Origin of the sequence: Ideonella livida (assembly GCF_010499455.1) — a bacterium.
In the GTDB taxonomy this organism is placed as follows: Bacteria; Pseudomonadota; Gammaproteobacteria; order Burkholderiales; family Burkholderiaceae_C; genus Ideonella; species Ideonella livida.
This window is the reverse complement of sequence record NZ_JAAGOH010000022.1, coordinates 1-18,378: the sequence shown is the minus strand read 5'-3', so window position 1 is coordinate 18,378 and position 18,378 is coordinate 1. Positions and strand designations below refer to the sequence as shown.

Below are 18,378 nucleotides of genomic sequence, written 5' to 3'. Positions count from 1 at the left end.
TGCTGCAAAAGGCGGGCCACCGGTGGGGCGGCCGGGTGCACCAGGCCGGGGCGTTCAGACCCCGCAGCCCCGTCACTTCACCCAGGTGTTGAGCTGGATGATGGGCAGCAGCACCGAGAGCACGATCAGCATCACCGCCACGCCCATGGCGACGATGAGCAGGGGCTCCAGCAGGGTGGCCAGGGCCAGGGCGCGGCGCTGCACCTCGCCACCCAGCTGGCGGGCGGCGCGGTCCAGCATCACCGGCAGCTGGCCGGTCTGCTCGCCCAGGCGGGCGAACATGGCGATCAGGCCGGGAAAGCGCTTCTTGGCGGCCAGGGCGCTGGCCAGGGGCGCGCCTTCGCGCACCTGCACCAGGGCGTCCAGGGCGTCGGCGCGCATGGCGCGGTTGCCCAGGGTCTCGGCGGCGGCCTGCAGGGCCTTGAGGATGGGCACGCCCGCGCCGGCCAGCATGGCCAGGGTGCCGGCAAAGCGGGCGGCGTTGTAGCCGCGCACCAGCTTGCCGGCCAGGGGCAGGGTGAGCAGGGTGGCGTCCACCCGGCGGCGGAAGGGCTCGGCCCGCAGGGCGTAGGCAAAGCCGGTGGCGCCGGCCAGGGCCAGCACCAGCAGGTACAGGCCCCAAGCCCGCACAAAGGCGCTCAGGCCCAACATGAAGCTGGTGAGTGCGGGCAAGGTGCGCTTGCCCGTGGCGAACACCGAGGCCACCTGCGGCACCACATAGGTCACCAGGAAGGTGACGATGACCAGGGCGATGACCGAGACGATGGCCGGGTAGAGCATGGCGCCGATGACCTTGGCCTTGAGCGCCTGGCGCTCCTCCAGGTCGTCGGCCAGGCGTTCCAGCACCGGGCCCAGGGCGCCGCTGGCCTCGCCGGCGGCCACCACGGCGCGGTAGATGTCGTCAAACTCGCGTGGGGCGCTGGCCAGGGCGCGGGCAAAGGGCTGGCCGGCGTTGACCTCGCTCTTCAAGTGGGCGATCAGCTCGCGCTGGCGGGGCTCGTCGGCCTCGTCGGCCAGGGCCGAGAGGGCGCGCTCCAGCGGCAGACCAGCGGCCACCAGGCCGGCCAGCTGCCGCGTCCAGACCGTCAGGCCGCTGGCGCTGAAGGCCTTGCGGCGCAGGCTCAGCCCGCCGGTTTCGGCCTGCGCCACCACCACCGATTCCACGGTCAGCGGCGTCAGGCCCTGGCCGCGCAGCGCGCTGCGGGCCGCCTTGGGGGTGTCGGCCTCGACCAGGCCCTTGCGGGTCTTGCCGGCGGCGTCCAGGGCTTCGTAGGTGAAGGCGGGCATGGGGTGCGTCTCGGGCCGGGCTGGGGGTCAGTCGCGCGTCACACGCAGCACTTCTTCCAGCGAGGTGATGCCCTGCGCCACCAGGCGCTCGCCGTCCTCGCGCATGCTGCGCAGGCCGGCGGCGCGGGCGGCGGCGGCCAGCTCGGCCTCGGCGGCGCGGCCGTGCACCAGGGCCTTGGCCGCTTCGTCCACGGTCATCAGCTCGTACACGCCGGTGCGGCCCTTGTAGCCGCTGTGGCCGCACTCGGGGCAGCCCACCGGGCGCCACTGGCCGTCGGCGCCCAGGGTCTTGCAGTGCGGGCAGAGCTTGCGCACCAGGCGCTGGGCCAGCACACCCAGCAGGCTGGAGGACAGCAGGAAGGGCTCCACGCCCATGTCGATCAACCGGGTGACGGCGCTGGGCGCGTCGTTGGTGTGCAGCGTGGCCAGCACCAGGTGGCCGGTCAGCGAGGCCTGGATGGCGATCTGCGCGGTCTCGAAGTCGCGGATTTCACCAATCATGATGACGTCCGGGTCCTGGCGCAGGATGGCGCGCAGCGCCTTGGCAAAGGTCAGGTCGATCTTGGCGTTGACCTGCGTCTGGCCAATGCCGGCCAGCTCGTACTCCACCGGGTCTTCCACCGTCAGGATGTTGGTGGTGCCGGCGTCCAGGCGGCCCAGGCTGGCGTAGAGCGTGGTGGTCTTGCCCGAGCCGGTGGGGCCGGTCACCAGCACGATGCCGTGCGGCTGGCGCACCAGGCGGTCGAACTCGGCCAGCACGTCGCCGCTCATGCCCAGGCCTTCAAGGGTGAACTTGCTCTCGCTCTTGTCCAGCAGGCGCAGCACCGCCCGCTCGCCGTGCGCGCTGGGCAGGGTGGAGACGCGCACGTCGATGGCCTTGCCGCCGATGCGCAGGCTGATGCGGCCGTCCTGCGGCAGGCGCTTCTCGGCAATGTCCAGCTCGGCCATGATCTTCAGCCGGCTGATGAGCGCGGCGTGCAGCGCCTTGTTGGGCTGCACCACCTCGCGCAGGGTGCCGTCCACCCGGAAGCGCACCGAGCTGGAACGCTCGTAGGGCTCGATGTGGATGTCGCTGGCACCGTCCTTGGCGGCCTGTGTGAGCAGGGCGTTGAGCATGCGGATGATGGGCGCGTCGTTGGCGGCCTCCAGCAGGTCCTCCACCGCCGGCAGCTCCTGCATCATGCGCGAGAGGTCCACCGCGTTCTCCACCTCGCCCACCACGGCGGCCGCGCTGCCCTCGCCACCGGCATAGGCCTCGGCCAGGCGTTCGGCCAGGGCCGTGGCGGGCTCCACCAGCACCTCGTCGACGGCGTACTGGCGCAGCACCTCGCCCAGCGGGCCGCGCGGGCTCTCCAGGGCGCAGCGCAGGCTCAGGCGCTCACCGTCGTCCTCCAGCAGCAGCGTGTGGGCCTTGGCGTAGGCGTAGGGCAGGGGGTGTCGCAGGGCCATCGGTGGGCTCCTCCTCAGCGCGCCGCGGTGTCGGCGGTGGCGGCGGGGGCCACGCCTTGCACCGGCGCGGCCGGGGCCGCGGGCACGGCGGTGGCCGGCAGCGGCGGCGCCACCGGGGCACCCTCCACCGGCAGCATGGTGCGCTCGGCCGGCTGGCTGGTCTGCTGCAGGGCCCGGATGGACTCATAGCGGCTCAGGCTCAGGCGGTCCAGGTCGCCCTGGTTGCGGATCACGATGGGTCGCAGGAAGAGCATCAGGTTGCTCTTGGTGCGCTTGCGCGCGTCGTTGCGGAACAGCGCCCCCAGCACCGGGATGTCGCCCAGCACCGGCACCCGGCTCTCGGTGTCGCCGTACTCGTCCTTGAGCAGGCCGCCCAGCACCATGGTCTGGCCATCGTCCACCACGATGGTGGTCTCGATGCTGCTCTTGTCGGTGATGGAGGAGTTGTCCGCGCGCAGCGAGGAGTTCTCCTGGTACACCGTCATGCGGATGGTGCCGCCCTCGCCGATCTGGCTCTTGATCTTGAGGGTGATGCCGACGTCCTTGCGCTCGATGGTCTGGAAGGGGTTGACCGTGCCGGTGCTGGTACCGGTGTTGGTGAACTGGCCGGTGACAAAGGGCACGTTGGAGCCGATGACGATCTTGGCCTCTTCGTTGTCCAGCGCCACGATGTTGGGCGTGGACAGGATGTTGGCCCCGGCCTGCGTCTGCAGGAAGTGGCCCAGCGCGCCCAGCGTCCACTCGCCGGCGATCTTCTTGAAGATGCCCACGTTCAGGCCCTGGCCCGGCAGGGCCGAGGAGCTGCTGCTGGTGGTGGAGCTGCTGCTGCCGGTGGCCGCGGCGATGCTCAGGTTGAGCAGGTTGCCGCTGGTGCCAAAGTTGGTGCCGCCGTACAGGGCGGTGCTGCCGTTGCCGGTCAGCCCCTGCCACTGGATGCCGAATTCCGCGGCCTTCTCGGCGTCCACCTTGATGATCATGGACTCCACATAGATCTGCGCGCGGCGGGTGTCGAGCTGGTCGATCACCTGGCGCATCTGGCGGTAGACCGGCTCGCTGGCGCTGATGATGAGCGAGTTGGTGGCCGGGTCGGCCTGGATCATGCCGCCGGTGCTGGGGCTGGCCGAGGCCGCCACCGGCGTGGTGGCCACGGTGGAGCCCGCCCCGCCACCCTGGCCGGCTGCGGCGCCGCCCGGCTGGAGGCCGCTGCGGCTGGCCGTGGTGCCGCCCCCGCCGCTGGCAAAGCCGCTGGTGCCGCCGCTGCTGCCTGAGGTGCCAGCCCCGGCGCCGGCCGCCCCAGCGGCCATGGCCGCGCGCAGCACCTCAGCCAGCTTCACCGCGTCGGCGTTCTTCAGGTGCACCACCCAGATGTTGCCGGCCGGGCCGCCGCCGTGCGGCGTGGGCCGGTCCAGCTGCTCGATGAGCTGGCGGGCCTCCTCCACCTTCACCGCGCTGGCGGCGCGCACGATCAGCGCATTGCCCCGCGGCTCCACCAGCACGGTCACGCCGCCCTGGGTGCCGGCCGCGGCCGCCGCCGGTTGCCCGGGCGTGGCCGCGCCACTGGTGGCCGCCCCCAGCAGACGCTGCACCAGCGGGGCCAGGTCCGAGGCCAGGGCATGCTGCACCGGCACCACCGCCATGGCCGAGCCGGCCGGCTGATCCAGGGCCGAGATGATCTTGGCCAGGCGTTGCAGGTTGTCGGCGTAGTCGGTGATCACCAGCGAGTTGCTGCCGGCGTTGGCGTTGATGGTGTTGTTGGCGCTGATCAGTGGGCGCAGCACCGCCACCAGGTTGTTGGGGTTCTCGTGGTTGAGCTTGAAGATCTGCGTCAGGATCTGGTCGCCGCGGGCGGTGGGCGCGCCCACCGAGACGGTGCCGGCCTGCAGCTTGGCCTCGGCCTCGGGCACCACCTTGAGCCAGCCGGCGTTCTCCACCACCGTGAAGCCCATGCCGCGCAGCGCGGCCAGGTAGCTGCGCCAGGCCTCGGCCGGGGGCTGGGGCTTCTCACTGGTGATGGTGAGCTGGCCGCGCACCCGCGGGTCCACCAGGATCTGCCGGTCCAGCATGGCGCCGATGGCCCGCGAGACGGTCTCAATCTCGGCGTTGACGAAGTTGAGCGTCACCGGCGCCCGGGCCCGGGTGGCGGGCATCGGCAGGTCCGCCTGGGCCGGCTGCGCCAGCAGCGGGCTGGCAGGCGCCAGCCACAGCGGCGCGGCCAGCAGCACCGGGGCCAGGCCGCGGCGGGGGCGCAGGGAGACAGGAGCGGGAGGGAAGGGCTTGGTCATGGTCAGCCGATCGAGAGGACGGACTGCGCGCCTTGGCGGCGTCCGAGAAGGTTCAGCAGGTTGTTCAGGGCCGGGGCCTGGGCCTCGGCCGCGGTGGCGCTGCCACGGAATTTCAGGCCCCGCGGGCCCAGGGTGCCGCTGCCGCTGAGCTGCAGCGCGCCTTGCAGGGTCTGCAGCTGCACCTGCAGGCCCTGGGGCCCCTGGCCTTCCAGGCGTACCCGGTAGCTGCCCAGCGGGGCCACGGTGGCCAGGCTGGAGGCGGTGTCGCGCAGCTGCAGCTCCAGCGCGCCCTGGGCCTGCCAGCCCTTGCGGTCCAGGTCCAGGGCAAAGCCCTGGCTGGCCAGTTGCACCTGGCCGGCCAGCTTGAGGGTGTTCCAGGGCGCGCCCAGGCCCTGCAGCCAGGCCGCCGGCCAGCGGGCCGGGGCCTGGGCGGGCAGCTCCAGCGCCACCTGCAGCCGGCCCCAGCCTGGGCGCAGGCGCACGGCGCTGCCCTCAGGCAGGTGGCCGGGCTGCTGCAGGTGCAGGGTCAGACCGCCCTGGGACCAGCCCAGGCGCCAACCCAGACGTGCGGGCAGCATCATGGCGTCCCGGCTGCCGGGCCCGCCGGTGAGCAGGGGCAGGGCGCTGCCGGCCCACCAGGGGCCCTGGGCGTCCAGCAGCTGCACCCGGCCGTCGGTGGCGCGGGACAGGGCGTCCACCGTCCAGGCGGCGGGCCAGCACAGCACGCCGGCCAGCAGCAGGCCGGTGAGCGCGCCGGTGCCCACCACCAGGCGGCTGCGGCGGCCGCCGGGGCGCCGCGGCCGTGGGCGGGCGGCCACGCCGGTGGTGGCGGGCAGCGAGGGGGGGCGACGGGTCCAGCGAAGGGCCTTCATGCGGGACTCGGGTGCGGGCTCATGCGGGGGCGCGGGTTCATGCCGGGCCACCCGGCAGCTGCAGCACCACCTGGCCACGCAGCAGGCCGCTGGCCTGGCGGGTGATCTGCGCCTCCACCGGGCGGGCACGGGCGGCCTGGCGTGCTTCGCCCAGCCACTGCCGCAGCTCCTCGGGCGACAGGTCTTTCAGCGTCAGCGTGGCGCGGTCGGCCAGCACCTGCAGGCTGGCCTTGGCGCCCAGCCGGGCGCTGGCGGCCTGCAGGGCCTCGGCCGCCTGCTGGGCGCCCACGGCGGGCTGGCCGCGCAGGTCGCGGGCCTCCTGGGCCTGGGCCTGCATCTGCAGCCACTGCGCCTCCAGCGCGCGGGCCTTGGGCGGCACGGTGCGCCAGGTCTGCCAGACCGGCTGCAGCGCCACCCACCACAGCAGCAGCAGGCCCACGGCGGCGGCGGCCACCGTCAGCATGAGCCGCTCGCGCGGGCTCAGCGCCTGCCAGCGGGCCAGCAGGGCCTGACGCTGCGGGGCCAGCCGGTCCTGCCACGAAGGGAGGCGGGGGGATGACATGGCGCTCACTGGTCCTCTTCATCGGCCGGCCGGGCGCCGGGCAGGGTGGAATGGGCGGCGCTGACGCCGCCCGGGGGCAGGGGGCGGGCGGTGCCCGGCACGGTGCCTGGTGGCGCCAGGCCCGGGCCGCGCACGCCCGGGGCCATGGCGCCGGGGCCGGGTGGGGCCCCCGGGCCCCCGGGCGGGCGTGCACCAGCCGGCGCCTGCGGCCCCGCCGGTGCGGGCAAGGTGGGCAGGGGCCCACGCAGGCGGCTGACCACCACCTGGCCCGGGCTGGGGGACTCGGCATCCAGCCCCAGCGGCCAGAGCTGGCTGCGGAAGGCCTGCAGTTCCTCGGCGCTCCAGCCGGTGGCCGAGAGCTGCAGCCGGCCAGGCTCAAAGCGCAGCTGTTCGGCCGGGCCGCGCTGCGGCGGCCAGGCCTGGTCGGCGGCCTGCAGCAGGGGCTCCAGGTCGGTCTCGCCCGGGCGGCCGGCGGCCGCGCGCAGCAGGTCCAGCTCGCGCTGCATCTGCGCCGGCGGGTCAAAGATGGCCCGCACCTGCGGAAACGCCGCCTGCAGCGTCTGGGTGAGCGACTGGGTGCGCTGGGTCAGGGCATGGCGCTGTTGCCAGGCCCAGAGGTTGGCGCCCACCAGCTGCACCAGCACCAGCCCCAGCAGGCCGCGGCGTGCCCACCGGCCGGCCGGGTCGTGCCACAGGCGCTGACCCAGGGCGCGCAGGGCGCGGTCGCGCCGGTGGCGCGGGGCCAGGTCGAACTGGCGCAGGTTCCAGGCGCCGGCAGCGGCCTGGGTCAGGCGCTCGGCCAGGGCATGGGCCTCCACCGGGGCGCCGGCCAGGCGGGCGGCCACCTCGGCACCAGCGCCCTGGCCGCTCCATTCGATGGTCGGGGTGCTGCCGTCGGCCTGCGGGGCCTGGGCCTGGTGCACCAGCTGGCGGGCCATGGCGCTGTCGGCCGGCAGGCACAGCGGGCCGCGGGCGTCGCGCCACAGCAGCCAGGCCTGGCCGCCTTCGGTCCAGACGTGGGCGCTCAGGCCCTCGCCCGGCGCCCAGGCCGGCACGATGCGCGCCAGGCTTTGCTGTTCGGTTTCGAGCTGGCCAATCCAGTGCGCCAGCCAGCTGCGCTGGGTGCTGGCCACCCACACGGGGGCGTCCGGCCCGGCCTGCTCCCGGGGCGACAGGGCCAGGTGCAGGTCGTCGGTCTCGTCGGCTAGGGATTCTTCCAGCAGGCCCTGCAGCGCGGCGCGCAGGCGGGCCGGCGGGGCCTTGGGCCAGGATTGCAGGGGGTGCCAGGCCACATCACGCGGGTCCAGCACGGCGACGCGGCTGGTGGCCTCGGGCAGGCCGGCCACGGGGCTGCGGCCGCTGTGCTGCGGCTGCAGGCTGTCGTCGCACAGGGTCCAGTCCAGCTCCGGGGTCTCGTCGGCCGGCTGCGCGGCCGGAGCGGGCGCCAGGTGGGCGGCGGTGCGGGCGCGAGCAGGCAGCTGGACGAGGAGGATGGACATGGATCGGGTCGGGGTCTTCTGGCGCCTGCGCCACAGGGTGGCGGGGGGCGCACGGCAGGCGCGGGGCGGGCCTATTGTGGCCTCAGGCCAGGGGCGGCCCGCCCCGGGCTTGCCAGGGCGGCTGCACCGGCGGCCGCCCTGGCGGGACGGGTCAGGATTCGGGCACGCGGTCGCGGCGCAGCACGCGCACCTCCAGGCCCTGGCGCTGCAGCAGCGAGCGCTCGCGCAGCACCATGTCCTCATAGCGGAGCTGGCCGGTCACCTCGAAGTGGCTGCTGCGCGTGCCGATGTGGCGCGGGCTCAGGCTCACCTTCTCGGGCAGGTAGGGTTTGGCGGCGGACAGGTCTTCGAATCCCTTCTTGAGCAACAGGCGCTGTTGCGCCAGGCGCTGGGCGCTGGCGCGGTCCAGGCCCTCGACGGCGGCCATCAGGACCTCCACCGGCGCGGTGTTGATGTTGACCGTGCTGCGTTGCGGCAGCATGACCAGATACGGTGCCAAGGTGTCCAGGCTGCGGCGGTCCAGGCCCAGCCAGGTGAGCTGCTCCGCCCGCTGGGGCATCAGGGGCAGGGCGGCGGCGTCGCCGCCGGCCTGGCCCGTGGACCCGTCGGCCGAGGCCGATCCCTGCGTGGCCTGGTGCGCCTGGCGCAGCCGCTCGCCCAGCTGCTGGGCCAGGGTGGGCGTGAGGCCCAGGGTCTCGAACAGGCGGTTCAGGATGGCCTGCTCCGCCTTGAGCTGCTCGGGGTTGCCCTCCAGCAGGTTGCGCAGGTTGTAGCGCGCCTGGGCATCCTCGATCTGGCCGCTGAGGAAGGCGTCCAGCCCGTCGTCGGCGCTGCGGTTGCTGTCGCTGGCCAGGAAGCTGGAGAGGCGGATCTCGGCCAGACCGGTGGCCCAGGGCTCGGTCAGGCCGTCGGCGCCGCCGTCGCGGGCGTCCTCCCGCAGGATCAGCCGGGCCCAGTCCAGGGCCCCGCCCAGCAGCCAGCTGGCCTGGGTGCGGGCGCGTTCGGCGGCCTCCACCTCAAAGGCCCGGTGCTGCTGCCACACCATGCCTGCGGCCAGGGTGGTGACCAGGGTGACGATGAGCATGGCCACCAGCAGGGCGGCGCCCCGCTGGTGGTGGCGGCGGCCCGGGCGCTGGCGGGGGCACCGGCCGGGCAGGGGGGAGGGACAGGGGGCGTGGCTCATGGTGCCAGGGGCAGCATCAGGTCGCGGGTGAGCACGCCGGCCGGCAGGCTGAGCTGCAGACGCACGCCGCTGGGGATCAGGTCGGCCTCGGCCGGTTCGTCCTCGCCGTCATCGCCGGGCTCGCCCGGGTTGTCGGGGCTGGAGGCGCCGGAGGCCGGCCGGGCCGGCACCGGCACGCGCCCGGCGGGGCGCCCCGCGCTGCTTTGGGCGTTGCTCCAGGCGTTGTCGCCGCTGCGGTAGTAGTACACCTGCCAGGCGCTCACGCCCTCCAGCACCGGCAGGGCCTGGCCCTGCAGCAGGGTCCACTGCAGGCCGGTCTGCCAGGCCCGCTGCAAGCCGGCGGTGTCGGTCTGCGGGGGCGAGGCCCAGCGCCACAGGCGGCCGTCCTGCAGCGTCCAGACCACCACCTGCAGGCCTTGCGGATGGCGGCGCACCAGGCGCAGGGCCGCGCCGTCGTGGCGCAGGGTGGGGGTGGTCGCGCTGCGCTGCAGCTGGGTCAGGTCGGCCTCCCACTGACCCACCACGGTGCCCAGGCGCAGGGCGGCGTCGCCGTGGGCGCTGGCCGCGTCGCGGGCGCGCACCAGGCCGTCCACCCCGCGCCACGACAGCAGCGCCACGATGGACAGGATGAACAGCGCCACCAGCACCTCCACCAGGGTGAAGCCGGCCGCACGGCGGGGGGCGCCGGGGGCGTGGGCGGGCGGCGGCGGGCGCAGGGCGGGCATGGGCAATGCGGACGGGATGAGCGGTGTCGGGGGGGCCGTGCTCAATAGCGCGGCAGCACCGTGGACAGGGTCAGGATGGGCTGGCGGTTCTCGTCCTGCACCTGCACATCCACCCGGCGGAAGTTGGGGTTGGGGGTGGGCTGCACCCGGGTGTGCAGGTTCAGGGTGCGGCCCAGCTGCTCGCAGGTCGCATCGCTCTCGCCCTGGTCGGGAAACTGCCGCGCCAGGCGGAAGGCGGTCAGCCGGTTGTCGGCGCACCACTGGGCCACCGTGGCGTCGCCCAGCCGGCTGGCATTGCCAATCAGGCTGTCGGCCGCCCGGCTGCCCGCCGCCAGGGTGACGGCCACGATGGCCAGGGCCACCAGTACCTCCACCAGCGTGAAGCCCTGCCGGCGGCGTGCGGTGCCCGCCGGGCGGACCGTGCGGGCAGTGGCGTGGCGGCGCGGGGTCGGGCTCATGGGGTGGCGCTTCCGGTCTCGTCCAGGCGCTGGAAGGGGCCCAGGCCGTCGGTGCCCAGGGTCAGGCTGCGCTCGCCAATCACCAGCCGCACGCGCTGCGGCGGGCCGATGGGTTCGGGGCCCAGCACCAGCTCGGGCGCCCCGTCCACCTGCGCGCGTGTGCGCTCGTCCAGCCACTGGCTGGGCAGCGCCTGGCCGTCAGGCAGACCGGAGAAGCGGAAGGCGCTGCCGTCCTTGACTGGCTGCCAGGCCACCGGCCGGCCCATGGCCCGGGAGCGGGCGCGTGCGCTGTCCAGCAGGGCCGACAGCCGTTGCGCCTCTTCCTCCAGGCGGTTGGCATCGGCGTCGCGCAGCGACAGGCTCACCATGCCCACCGACACCGCGATCAAGGCCACCACCAGCAGCAGCTCCAGCAGGGTGAAGCCGCGGGGGCGCTGCGCACCGCGCACCGGGCCGGCCTGCGCGCTTACTGCCAGGAGCCGATGTCGGCGTCGGCGCCCTCGCCGCCGGGCTGGCCGTCGGCGCCCAGGCTGAAGACATCGATCTCACCCTTCACGCCCGGGTTGGCGTACTGGTAGGGGCGGCCCCAGGGGTCGTTGGGCAGCTTTTCCACGTAGGTCTTCCAGTTGCCCGGAATGGTGCCGGTGGTGGGCTTGCTCACCAGGGCCTGCAGCCCCTGGTCGGCCGAGGGGAAGCGCTGGTTGTCCAGCTTGTAGAGCTTGAGCGCCTGCATCAGGCTGGAAATGTCGGTGCGCGCGGCGGTGATGCGCGCGTCATCGGCCCGGCCCAGCACGCCCGGCACCACCAGGGCTGCCAGCACGCCAATGATGACCACCACCACCATGATCTCGATGAGGGTGAAGCCGCGCGCCCGGCGGGCGGCCAGACCCTGGCCCGTGCGGCCGTGCGGAAGGAAAGAGCGGAATGCGTTCATGGCAGGCGGAAGACGGGTTCAGCAAAGGGGTTGCGCCGCGTGGTGAGACACCGTTCCATCATCGGCCGGCAACAGTCGGTGAATCATAATCTTCGGATGGTGACGCGATTGTTGACCTTCGGCGTCTGGGCCTTGCTGGCGGCCAGCGCGGTGTTCTGGGGCGTGCAGCTCACGGCCCACGGCTCCCCCGTGCCCGAAGGCGTGCGCACGCCCGCGCCCCAGGCCCTGGGCGGTGCGCCCCTGGACCGCCTGCTGGGCCAGGTGGCCGAGCCGGAAGAGGACGAGCCCGAGGCCGAGGCGGGCGACGCCCGCTTCCAGCTGCTGGGTGTGGTCTCGCCGCCGGGCGATCGCGCCGGCCGCCGCGAAGGCTGGGCCACCCTGGCCGTGGAAGGTGAACTGCCCCGCACCTACCGCGTGGGCGCCCAGGTGGCCGACGGCCTGGTGCTGCAGGCCGTGACCCGCCGCAGCGCCAGCCTGGGCCCGCGCGGCGAAGCCGCCACCCTCACCCTGCAACTGCCCGAGCCCGAGGCCGCCGGCCATGGCGCCGCCCCAGCCCCCGCCGGCCCGCGCCCCCAAGGTGCCGTGGCCGGCCCCACCCCCCACAGCCCGGGCCTGATCCGCCCGCGTGCCCCCGCCCTGGCCGGCGCCGCCGCCCAGCGCCCCATGCCCGGCGCCACCCCGCCTGGCGCCCGCCCCTCAGACGCCGAAGAAGACGACGAGTGAGCGGCGGCCCCGCCGGGCCGGCGAGCCGCACTTAACGCAGGGGTTTTGCGGTTACCGTTGGCGCTGTGTGTTCACAGCGCCAACGTGCCATGTCTGACCAGCCTCTTGTCATCCGGCTCGATCAACTCGACGCGCCCGACCCCTTCCAAACCGTCCACGTCAAGACGCTGAAGCGCCTGGTCCAGCAGGTGGACGACAGCATGGCGCAAGCCAAGGCGCAGAAGCGGCCTGCCAGCTGCTGTGCCCAGCCCGAGCCGTGGCGGGAATCCCTCCAGCCGCTGGACCAAGGCCACACCAGCTTCATTGACGGCACGCGCGGCGCCGGCAAGACCACCTTCTTGCGCGCGGCCTGCCGCGCCTTGTGCCAAGAACTGCAAACCGGCGCCGAGCCACCACCCCCCGCCGTGGCCCAGTCCACGCTCTGCTTCCTGGGCTTGCTGGACCCCAGCCGCGTGGAGACCGGCGAAAAGATCCTGCTCAACGTGGTGCGCGCCGTGCAGCGCCGGGTGGATGACTGCACGCCCACCTTTGGCGAACGTGCCCGCCAAGACGCCACCCAGCAGTTCCGCGCCACGCTGGAAAAGCTCTACGGCGGCCTGAGCCTGCTGCACGACAAGCACGATCCGCTCAAAGACGTGGTGGACCCGGAAGTCTTCGTCAGCCTGCAACTGGAGCGGGTGGACGAAGGCGAACACCTGCGCCGCACCTTCCACACCCTGCTTGACCACGCCTGCATCGTGCTGAAGGCCGACGCCCTGGTGCTGGCCTTTGACGACGCCGACACCAGCGCCCACAAAGGCACCGAGGTGATGGAGTGCCTGCGCAAATACCTCAACAGCCCGCGCCTGGTGGTGCTGGTGGCCGGCGACATGGAGCTGTACGCCCAACTTGCCCGCCGCAAGATGGTGGAGAACGTGGGCAAGGAGGTGGAAGGCGCCAAGCCCGAACGCCAAACCCAGCACCACCGCATGCTCGACCACCTGGAAGAGCAGTACCTGCTGAAGGTGTTTCCGGTGCAGCGGCGGTTTCAGTTGCTGCCGCTGAAAAACGTGGACCAAACCGAAGGCCCCATTCAGTTGCAGTGGCCGTCACGCACCGACACCACGGCCGATGCCAGCGTGCAGCCGCAAACCAGCTTGTCAGCGCTGTTGACCTTCACGCTCCAGCACGGGCTGTTGGTCAAAGACGCTGCAGAGCTGATGCCCTACCGCGACTACGTCTTGAGCTGGCCCATCCGCTCCATCTTGCAGGTGCTGGCCCGCTGCACGCCGCTGCTGGTGGTGGAAAACGGCCAGATCAAGCTGCGCGGCCCAGCCGCTGACGCCAAAGAAGTGTTTGCGCTGCTGCAAGCCTTTCAGCGCACCTTCACCGAGGCCGTGCGCTACGCCTGCCTGGGCAGCCTCTACGCCCACGGGGTGGACGTGGACGCCATCGCCCAAGACCACTTTCCGGCTCTCATCAAAGGCGTGGTGGACGTGGTGCTGGAGCAAGGCAACCTCGACACCGGCGCGTACCTGCGCCCCACGTCCACCAGCGAGAGTTTGAATGCCTGCTTCTTTGCGCTGTCGGCAGAAGTGGCGCGTTTCTGCATGGGCCGGCCAGACCGGGCGATTGCTTACATGCTGATGGGGCCGGGCACGGTGTCGGCGTTTCAGACCACGCAGCATGCCACCAGCGCAACACCGCCAGAAGCCGCGGCCCATGTGCGGATCACACCGCCCAGCGTCGATGAGTTCAAGCGCTACATGCGTGTGGGCGAGAGTGCAGATCCCCTGGAATGGGCGTGGTTGGTGGCGCCGATTTGGGGTGAGCCGGCGCCTAAACTCACGGCGAAGTTCTCTGGCGCCGCACTGGACCTTCAAACGCTTCAGGCCTTCTCGCGCTTGCTTTATCTGCACAAGGTGGTCGAGGAGCCCACTCGCTCCCTGGTGTTGACGACGAATCATGCGGCCCTAGCGGTTCTGGCACTGCTTATGACCCCGGGACAGTTCTTTGCCGAGGCGTCGCTCCCTGAGCACGTAACGCTTCATGCGAAGGGCGTACTTGTACGTGCCAAGGTTCCGCACTCCACATACCTTCCCCACTGGATAGGGTGGTCTGGCAAGTCGGTGGATTGGCCGGAATCATCGTTCCCTGTGGCCTGGAAACTGTTGGATCAGGTTGCGGTGTCGATCATGAACTGGTTGGCCATCGATCCCGAATCAGCAGACAGACAGACATTCTTGTGTTCGGCGCTCTGGCCTGGCAAGGTCTGGGCAACTTTGCACTTTCAGACCGAAGACTGGGCGGTTAGCTCAGAGGAACCGGAAGTCTTTGATGTCTTGCTGGATCGACACAGGCGTGCTTGGAGGAACCGAGGCTCGACTAGCTTTGACGTGGCTGTGCAGGGGCCGACTAAGAAATTTTCAAGCTTGAGTGGACTGTCGTGGTTAGACAAATTCCCGCTCATGCGTTTGCCTGACTCAAGAGTCCAGACGGCGGGCAGTTCGGCGCGTGATGTGGGCGCATGACCCCCACCACACCCGCCCGCCTCGCCACCGCCGCCCTCGGCGGCTACCGCCTGCTCAACCTGCTGTCAGCCGTTGACCTGCACCGCGAGCCCGCGCCGCGTGAGGTGGAAGAGGCGGTGTACCTGACCCAGCAGCCTTGGGCGGCACGCCACCCCGACCATGTGTTTCAGCAAGGCTGGGCCGTGCTGTGCAACGGTGCCCCAGCGCCCGGCGTGCTGCGCCTGCTGCAGGTACTGGCGGACGAGTTTTTAGAATGCCCGCACGGCCAGCCGGTGGTGAAGCTGGCCCACTTTGGCGTGTGGCAGCAAAGTGTGATGAGCCGCATCAGCGGCCTGCCGGTGCTGGCCGCCGCCCGGGCGGCGCAGGTGTTGGCGCCGGGCCGGCCCTGGCAGCACCCACACCTGCCCACCCTGGCCGAGCCCGCCCCGGTGCTGCGCCCGCACGACGGCGCGGTGGAGGCCTATGTGCAGCGCGAGGGCCTGCACGAAACCCACCTGCACCTGAACGGCAGCACCCATGCCGAGCTGAGCTGGCTGCAAGCGCTGCAACAGCCCGAAGCCACGGTGACGGCCTTCGCCGCTGAATTCCACCAGTGCGGCCCCAACGAGGCCCGCCTGCGCGAGCTGTGCCACGCGGTGGACCCTGAGCTGCGCCCGCAACGCCTGCTGGAGCACCTGCGCCACGCCGCCCGCCTGCGCCGCTGGCTGCTGCTGGCCAGCGCCCACTGCCTGCCAGACTTGCTGCCCGCCGGCACACCCGTGCCCACCACCCTGGCCGCGCTGATGGCCACGCCCGCCCCGCAACTGCCCGCCGCCGACCGCCTGGGCCCACCCAGCGCGGCGCAAGAGGTGGACTGGCTGACCCGCCTGCTGGTGCGCCTGCAACAGCCCGGCCAGCCCGCCGGCGCGCCGCCCGAGTGGCTGGCGCGGCTGCTGCACCTCTACCTGCTGCTGCAACACCAATACCACCGCCTGCTGGTGCAGGAAGAAGGCCAATACGGCTTTGACCAGTTCCAGCGCTTGACCTTTGTGCCGCTGCGCTGGAAACCCGAGGAACGCTACGCCGACCGCCTGGCCCAGATGCACGGTGCGCCTCAGCAGGGCTACAGCCGCACCGGCCGGCTGGAAGGGCGCTTTGCCCCCAAGGAATCGGTGGCCAAGAACGAGGCCCTGCTGGCCCAGGTGCTGGGCGACTACCGCCGTTACCTGGCCCAGCACCTGCCATCGCCCCGGCCCGCGCCGCCGGGGCCTGAAGAGGTGGCTGCACGCGAACCTGCCACCCTGGGCACGGTGTTGCGTGCGCTGGACGGGCTGACCGCCGGCCTGCCGCCCGACGACCGGCGCGTGCAGCACCTGACGCTGGTGGCGCACTTCATCAAGCAGCCCGACCCCGACCCCCAAGGCCGCAGCGCCTACCGCTTCAAGAAGTTGCGCCGCGAGCTGGACCAAAAGGCCGCCGCCCTGGCGCAAACACTGGCGCGCTGGCCGCGCCTGCGCCGCTGGGTGCGTGGCATTGACGCGGCGGCCAACGAGCTGCACGCCCCGCCCGAGGTGTTTGCGGCCTGCTGGCGCGCCTGCCGCGAGGCCGGCCTGACCCACAGCAGCTACCACGCGGGCGAGGACTTTGTGCACCTGGCCTCGGGCCTGCGCGCCATGCACGACGCGCTGACGCTGCTGGACCTGCAGCCCGGCGACCGCATCGGCCACGGCACCGCCATGGGCATCAACCCGGCGCTGTGGTTGGCGCGCACACCGCCCACGCTGCATGTGGCGGCGGGCGACTGGCTGCTGGACCTGCTGTGCGCCTGGCAACTGCTGCGCGACCGGCCCGACACCCTGGCCGCCGCCGAGCGCACCCAGCGCGAGGCTGCCGCCCTGGCCACCCGGCTGCTGGGCGAGCCGGTGTCTGCCACCGGCCTGGAGGCGGCCATGGCCTGCCGCCACCTGCACCCGCAGGCGGTGCAGGACGTGCTGGTGCAGCGGGGCGAGTGGCCGAAGGCGACCCCCCCGGGCACCACCCCGGACGACGGCGCGCCGGCCCCGGCCTGGAGCCCGGTGCCACGCCACCGGGCCGAGCTGGCCCTGGCCGAACAAGCGGCCGACCAGCACCCGCAGGCGCTGCGCCTGTGCTGGCGCTGGTGGAGTGACAAAGCGGTGCGCCAACGCAGCGCCCAGCGCCAAGCGGTGGCCGCCCGGTTTTGGACCGAGGCCGAGTTGCTGGTGATGCAACAGGCCTTGATGCAACGGCTGCTGGCGCGCCGGGTGGGGGTGGAGACGCTGCCCTCCAGCAATGTGCGCATCAGCCTGTACGAAGGATTTGCCGAGCACCACGCCCTGCGCTGGATGCGGGCCCCCGGGCATGAGGTGCCCACCGACCCGCAGGTGCTGGTGTCACTGGGGTCTGACGACCCCGGCATTTTTGCCGGCGACCTGAGCAGTGAGTTCTACCAGCTCTACGCCGTGCTGCGCGGCCAGGGCCTGACGGACCACCAAGCGCTGGACCTGCTGCGCCCGGTGAACGCACGTGGCCGGGAGCACGGGTTTCATGGGCGGTGAAAGCCACACAAGGAGGAGACGGTGTGATGTGGGGTGGAGATGCGGCGGCGGAGCGGCGGGCCTCTGTGCGCTTGGCCGATACGGTGGCGTGCCTGGCCTGGGCGCCGGGGCAGCGATTGGCTTCTTTGGCCACGCTGGCTGAGGCGGTGCGTGAGGTGGTGGCGGGGGACGTGGCGTACTACCGGGCGCGGCAGTGCCGCAGCAAGTGGTGGAGCAATTCGTGCCGGGTGGCCGCGGTGGGCTTTGGTGCCTTGGGCGCGCTGCAGCCGCTGATCACGCAGTTGTGGGGTCAAAGTGGCGGACCCTTGGCGTGCCTGAAGGACACGGGCCAGCTCTGGTTGATGCTGGGCGGCCTGGCCCTGGTGGTGGACACCGTGTGGGCGGGCACGCAGGCCCACGGCCGCTACACCAGCACCGTGATGGCGCTGGAGGCCGGGATGGTCCGCTGGACCCTGGCCTGGCAGGGCCAAATGGCGGTGTTGGCGGGGGCCGAGCCCGATGGGCCGCAAACGCAGCGGCTCATCCAGTCCGCCAGCGATTTTCTGGATGCGCATCACGCGCTGATGGCGAGCGAAGCGGGCCAGTGGCGCGGCGCCATGCAAGAGGCCTTGGCCAAGGCCAAGGTGCCAGGCCCCTGACGCTGCGCCAGCCTTCAGCGCTCCACCGCCGTGCACGCCTCTTGGGGCGCGGGTTCCGGCACCAGTTCCCAGCCGTGGGGGCCTTCGCGCAGTTGGGTGCGGCCGTCGGCGGGGCACGGGGCGGTGCTGTGCCAGTGCAGGTGCACGGCCAGGCCGTCACGGCGCCAGTTTTGCCAGCTGAACTGCAGGCTGGCGGGGGATTCCAGACGGAACTGCTGGCGCCAGCGGGTCTGGGGGCCGTCGCCGGCGCGCTGCAGCAGGCTCAGGGTGTGGCCGTCTGTGGACAAGGCAAACAGGTGCCGGCCGTCGGGCGACAGGCGCACCGGGCCGGGCAGGGGCTGCAGCCGGCCGGTGGCGGCCTGCAGCAGCCACAGGCCCTGCACCTGCTGCGGGGCCTGCGGTGAGGCCCGTTGGCTGACCAGGTGGTGGCCGGCGCCGGGCAGCCGGGCTTCGTAGAGCCAGACGGGGCCGCCGGGGGTGTCCTCCAGCGCGGGGGCACGGCCCAGGGTGAGGCGGCCGGCCTGGCGGCGCGGGGCGTCGGCGCTCTTCTGGCCGGCCAGGGCGCGGGCCTCGGCGGCCTGCAGGCGGCGCCAGCAGGCGATGCCCTGGGTGTTGGCGGGGCAGGGCGCGGGCGCGGCCAGGGCGCCTGGGCGCCTGGCCTGCGCCGCCGGGTGGGCGGCTGCGGCGGGGCCGGCCGCCGC

At 72.6% G+C, this 18,378-nt stretch carries 17 protein-coding genes; 4 read left to right on the top strand and 13 right to left on the bottom strand.

Annotation, left to right across the window (positions count from 1 at the left end; genetic code table 11):
- Positions 1-72 precede the first annotated feature (72 nt).
- The 11 genes from gspF to gspG form a co-directional block, all read right to left on the bottom strand.
- Positions 73-1,287, bottom strand: a complete 1,215-nt coding sequence (gene gspF, locus G3A44_RS16440) for a type II secretion system inner membrane protein GspF (RefSeq protein WP_163458836.1) — start codon at positions 1,285-1,287, stop codon at positions 73-75.
- A 27-nt stretch (positions 1,288-1,314) separates the two neighbouring features.
- A complete protein-coding gene (gene gspE / locus G3A44_RS16435; RefSeq protein WP_163458885.1) occupies positions 1,315-2,730 on the bottom strand; it encodes a type II secretion system ATPase GspE in 1,416 nt (471 codons plus the stop codon).
- Between the two features lie 20 nt (positions 2,731-2,750).
- Positions 2,751-5,018, bottom strand: a complete 2,268-nt coding sequence (gene gspD / locus G3A44_RS16430; protein WP_163458835.1) for a type II secretion system secretin GspD — start codon at positions 5,016-5,018, stop codon at positions 2,751-2,753.
- Positions 5,019-5,020: 2 nt separating this feature from the next.
- The gene (gspN, locus tag G3A44_RS16425) at positions 5,021-5,890 is read right to left on the bottom strand and encodes a type II secretion system protein N (RefSeq protein ID WP_163458834.1); all 870 of its coding nucleotides are present in this window, start codon (positions 5,888-5,890) and stop codon (positions 5,021-5,023) included.
- A 37-nt stretch (positions 5,891-5,927) separates the two neighbouring features.
- Entirely contained in the window at positions 5,928-6,452 is a 525-nt protein-coding gene (locus G3A44_RS16420) for a type II secretion system protein M (protein ID WP_163458833.1), read from the bottom strand.
- A gap of 5 nt (positions 6,453-6,457) precedes the next feature.
- On the bottom strand, positions 6,458-7,951 hold the full coding sequence (gene gspL / locus G3A44_RS16415) for a type II secretion system protein GspL (protein ID WP_163458832.1): 1,494 nt from the start codon (positions 7,949-7,951) through the stop codon (positions 6,458-6,460).
- Positions 7,952-8,102: 151 nt separating this feature from the next.
- Positions 8,103-9,134, bottom strand: coding sequence for a type II secretion system minor pseudopilin GspK (gspK, locus tag G3A44_RS16410; RefSeq protein ID WP_163458831.1), 1,032 nt, complete (start codon positions 9,132-9,134; stop codon positions 8,103-8,105).
- The gene (locus tag G3A44_RS16405; RefSeq protein WP_163458830.1) at positions 9,131-9,859 is read right to left on the bottom strand and encodes a prepilin-type N-terminal cleavage/methylation domain-containing protein; all 729 of its coding nucleotides are present in this window, start codon (positions 9,857-9,859) and stop codon (positions 9,131-9,133) included. Before G3A44_RS16405 ends, gspK begins: the two co-directional genes overlap by 4 nt.
- 41 nt (positions 9,860-9,900) lie before the next feature.
- A complete protein-coding gene (gene gspI, locus G3A44_RS16400) occupies positions 9,901-10,317 on the bottom strand; it encodes a type II secretion system minor pseudopilin GspI (RefSeq protein ID WP_163458829.1) in 417 nt (138 codons plus the stop codon).
- The gene (locus G3A44_RS16395; protein ID WP_163458828.1) at positions 10,314-10,766 is read right to left on the bottom strand and encodes a prepilin-type N-terminal cleavage/methylation domain-containing protein; all 453 of its coding nucleotides are present in this window, start codon (positions 10,764-10,766) and stop codon (positions 10,314-10,316) included. The genes gspI and G3A44_RS16395 overlap by 4 nt, the downstream gene beginning before the upstream one ends.
- A gap of 17 nt (positions 10,767-10,783) precedes the next feature.
- A complete protein-coding gene (gspG, locus tag G3A44_RS16390; protein ID WP_163458827.1) occupies positions 10,784-11,251 on the bottom strand; it encodes a type II secretion system major pseudopilin GspG in 468 nt (155 codons plus the stop codon).
- A 96-nt stretch (positions 11,252-11,347) separates the two neighbouring features.
- Here gspG and G3A44_RS24130 point away from each other — a divergent pair, with 96 nt between their 5' ends.
- The gene (locus tag G3A44_RS24130; protein WP_163458826.1) at positions 11,348-11,974 is read left to right on the top strand and encodes a hypothetical protein; all 627 of its coding nucleotides are present in this window, start codon (positions 11,348-11,350) and stop codon (positions 11,972-11,974) included.
- Positions 11,975-12,045: 71 nt separating this feature from the next.
- Here G3A44_RS24130 and G3A44_RS16380 read toward each other — a convergent pair whose 3' ends face one another.
- On the bottom strand, positions 12,046-12,351 hold the full coding sequence (locus tag G3A44_RS16380; protein WP_163458825.1) for a hypothetical protein: 306 nt from the start codon (positions 12,349-12,351) through the stop codon (positions 12,046-12,048).
- Between the two features lie 27 nt (positions 12,352-12,378).
- On the opposite strand from G3A44_RS16380, the gene G3A44_RS16375 reads away from it, so the two are divergent.
- From G3A44_RS16375 to G3A44_RS16365, 3 genes are read left to right on the top strand one after another with little or no spacing between them, the layout of a single operon-like run.
- A complete protein-coding gene (locus G3A44_RS16375; protein WP_163458824.1) occupies positions 12,379-14,484 on the top strand; it encodes a hypothetical protein in 2,106 nt (701 codons plus the stop codon).
- Positions 14,481-17,039, top strand: a complete 2,559-nt coding sequence (locus G3A44_RS16370) for an amidohydrolase family protein (protein WP_163458823.1) — start codon at positions 14,481-14,483, stop codon at positions 17,037-17,039. Before G3A44_RS16375 ends, G3A44_RS16370 begins: the two co-directional genes overlap by 4 nt.
- 26 nt (positions 17,040-17,065) lie before the next feature.
- Positions 17,066-17,677, top strand: coding sequence for an SLATT domain-containing protein (locus G3A44_RS16365; protein ID WP_163458822.1), 612 nt, complete (start codon positions 17,066-17,068; stop codon positions 17,675-17,677).
- Positions 17,678-17,691: 14 nt separating this feature from the next.
- On the opposite strand, the gene G3A44_RS16360 is transcribed toward G3A44_RS16365, so the two are convergent.
- The coding region (locus tag G3A44_RS16360) for a hypothetical protein (RefSeq protein WP_163458821.1) at positions 17,692-18,378 on the bottom strand (687 nt) is incomplete at its 5' end.

Bases quoted from the DNA above. Each gene is read 5' to 3' on its own strand.
- gspK (WP_163458831.1), bottom strand. From the start codon at position 9,134: ATGAGCCACGCCCCCTGTCCCTCCCCCCTGCCCGGCCGGTGCCCCCGC.
- gspF (WP_163458836.1), bottom strand. From the start codon at position 1,287: ATGCCCGCCTTCACCTACGAAGCCCTGGACGCCGCCGGCAAGACCCGC.
- gspN (WP_163458834.1), bottom strand. From the start codon at position 5,890: ATGAAGGCCCTTCGCTGGACCCGTCGCCCCCCCTCGCTGCCCGCCACC.
- gspL (WP_163458832.1), bottom strand. From the start codon at position 7,951: ATGTCCATCCTCCTCGTCCAGCTGCCTGCTCGCGCCCGCACCGCCGCC.
- G3A44_RS16420 (WP_163458833.1), bottom strand. From the start codon at position 6,452: ATGTCATCCCCCCGCCTCCCTTCGTGGCAGGACCGGCTGGCCCCGCAG.
- gspD (WP_163458835.1), bottom strand. From the start codon at position 5,018: ATGACCAAGCCCTTCCCTCCCGCTCCTGTCTCCCTGCGCCCCCGCCGC.
- G3A44_RS16365 (WP_163458822.1), top strand. From the start codon at position 17,066: ATGTGGGGTGGAGATGCGGCGGCGGAGCGGCGGGCCTCTGTGCGCTTG.
- G3A44_RS16370 (WP_163458823.1), top strand. From the start codon at position 14,481: ATGACCCCCACCACACCCGCCCGCCTCGCCACCGCCGCCCTCGGCGGC.
- gspG (WP_163458827.1), bottom strand. From the start codon at position 11,251: ATGAACGCATTCCGCTCTTTCCTTCCGCACGGCCGCACGGGCCAGGGT.
- G3A44_RS16405 (WP_163458830.1), bottom strand. From the start codon at position 9,859: ATGCCCGCCCTGCGCCCGCCGCCGCCCGCCCACGCCCCCGGCGCCCCC.
- G3A44_RS24130 (WP_163458826.1), top strand. From the start codon at position 11,348: ATGGTGACGCGATTGTTGACCTTCGGCGTCTGGGCCTTGCTGGCGGCC.
- gspI (WP_163458829.1), bottom strand. From the start codon at position 10,317: ATGAGCCCGACCCCGCGCCGCCACGCCACTGCCCGCACGGTCCGCCCG.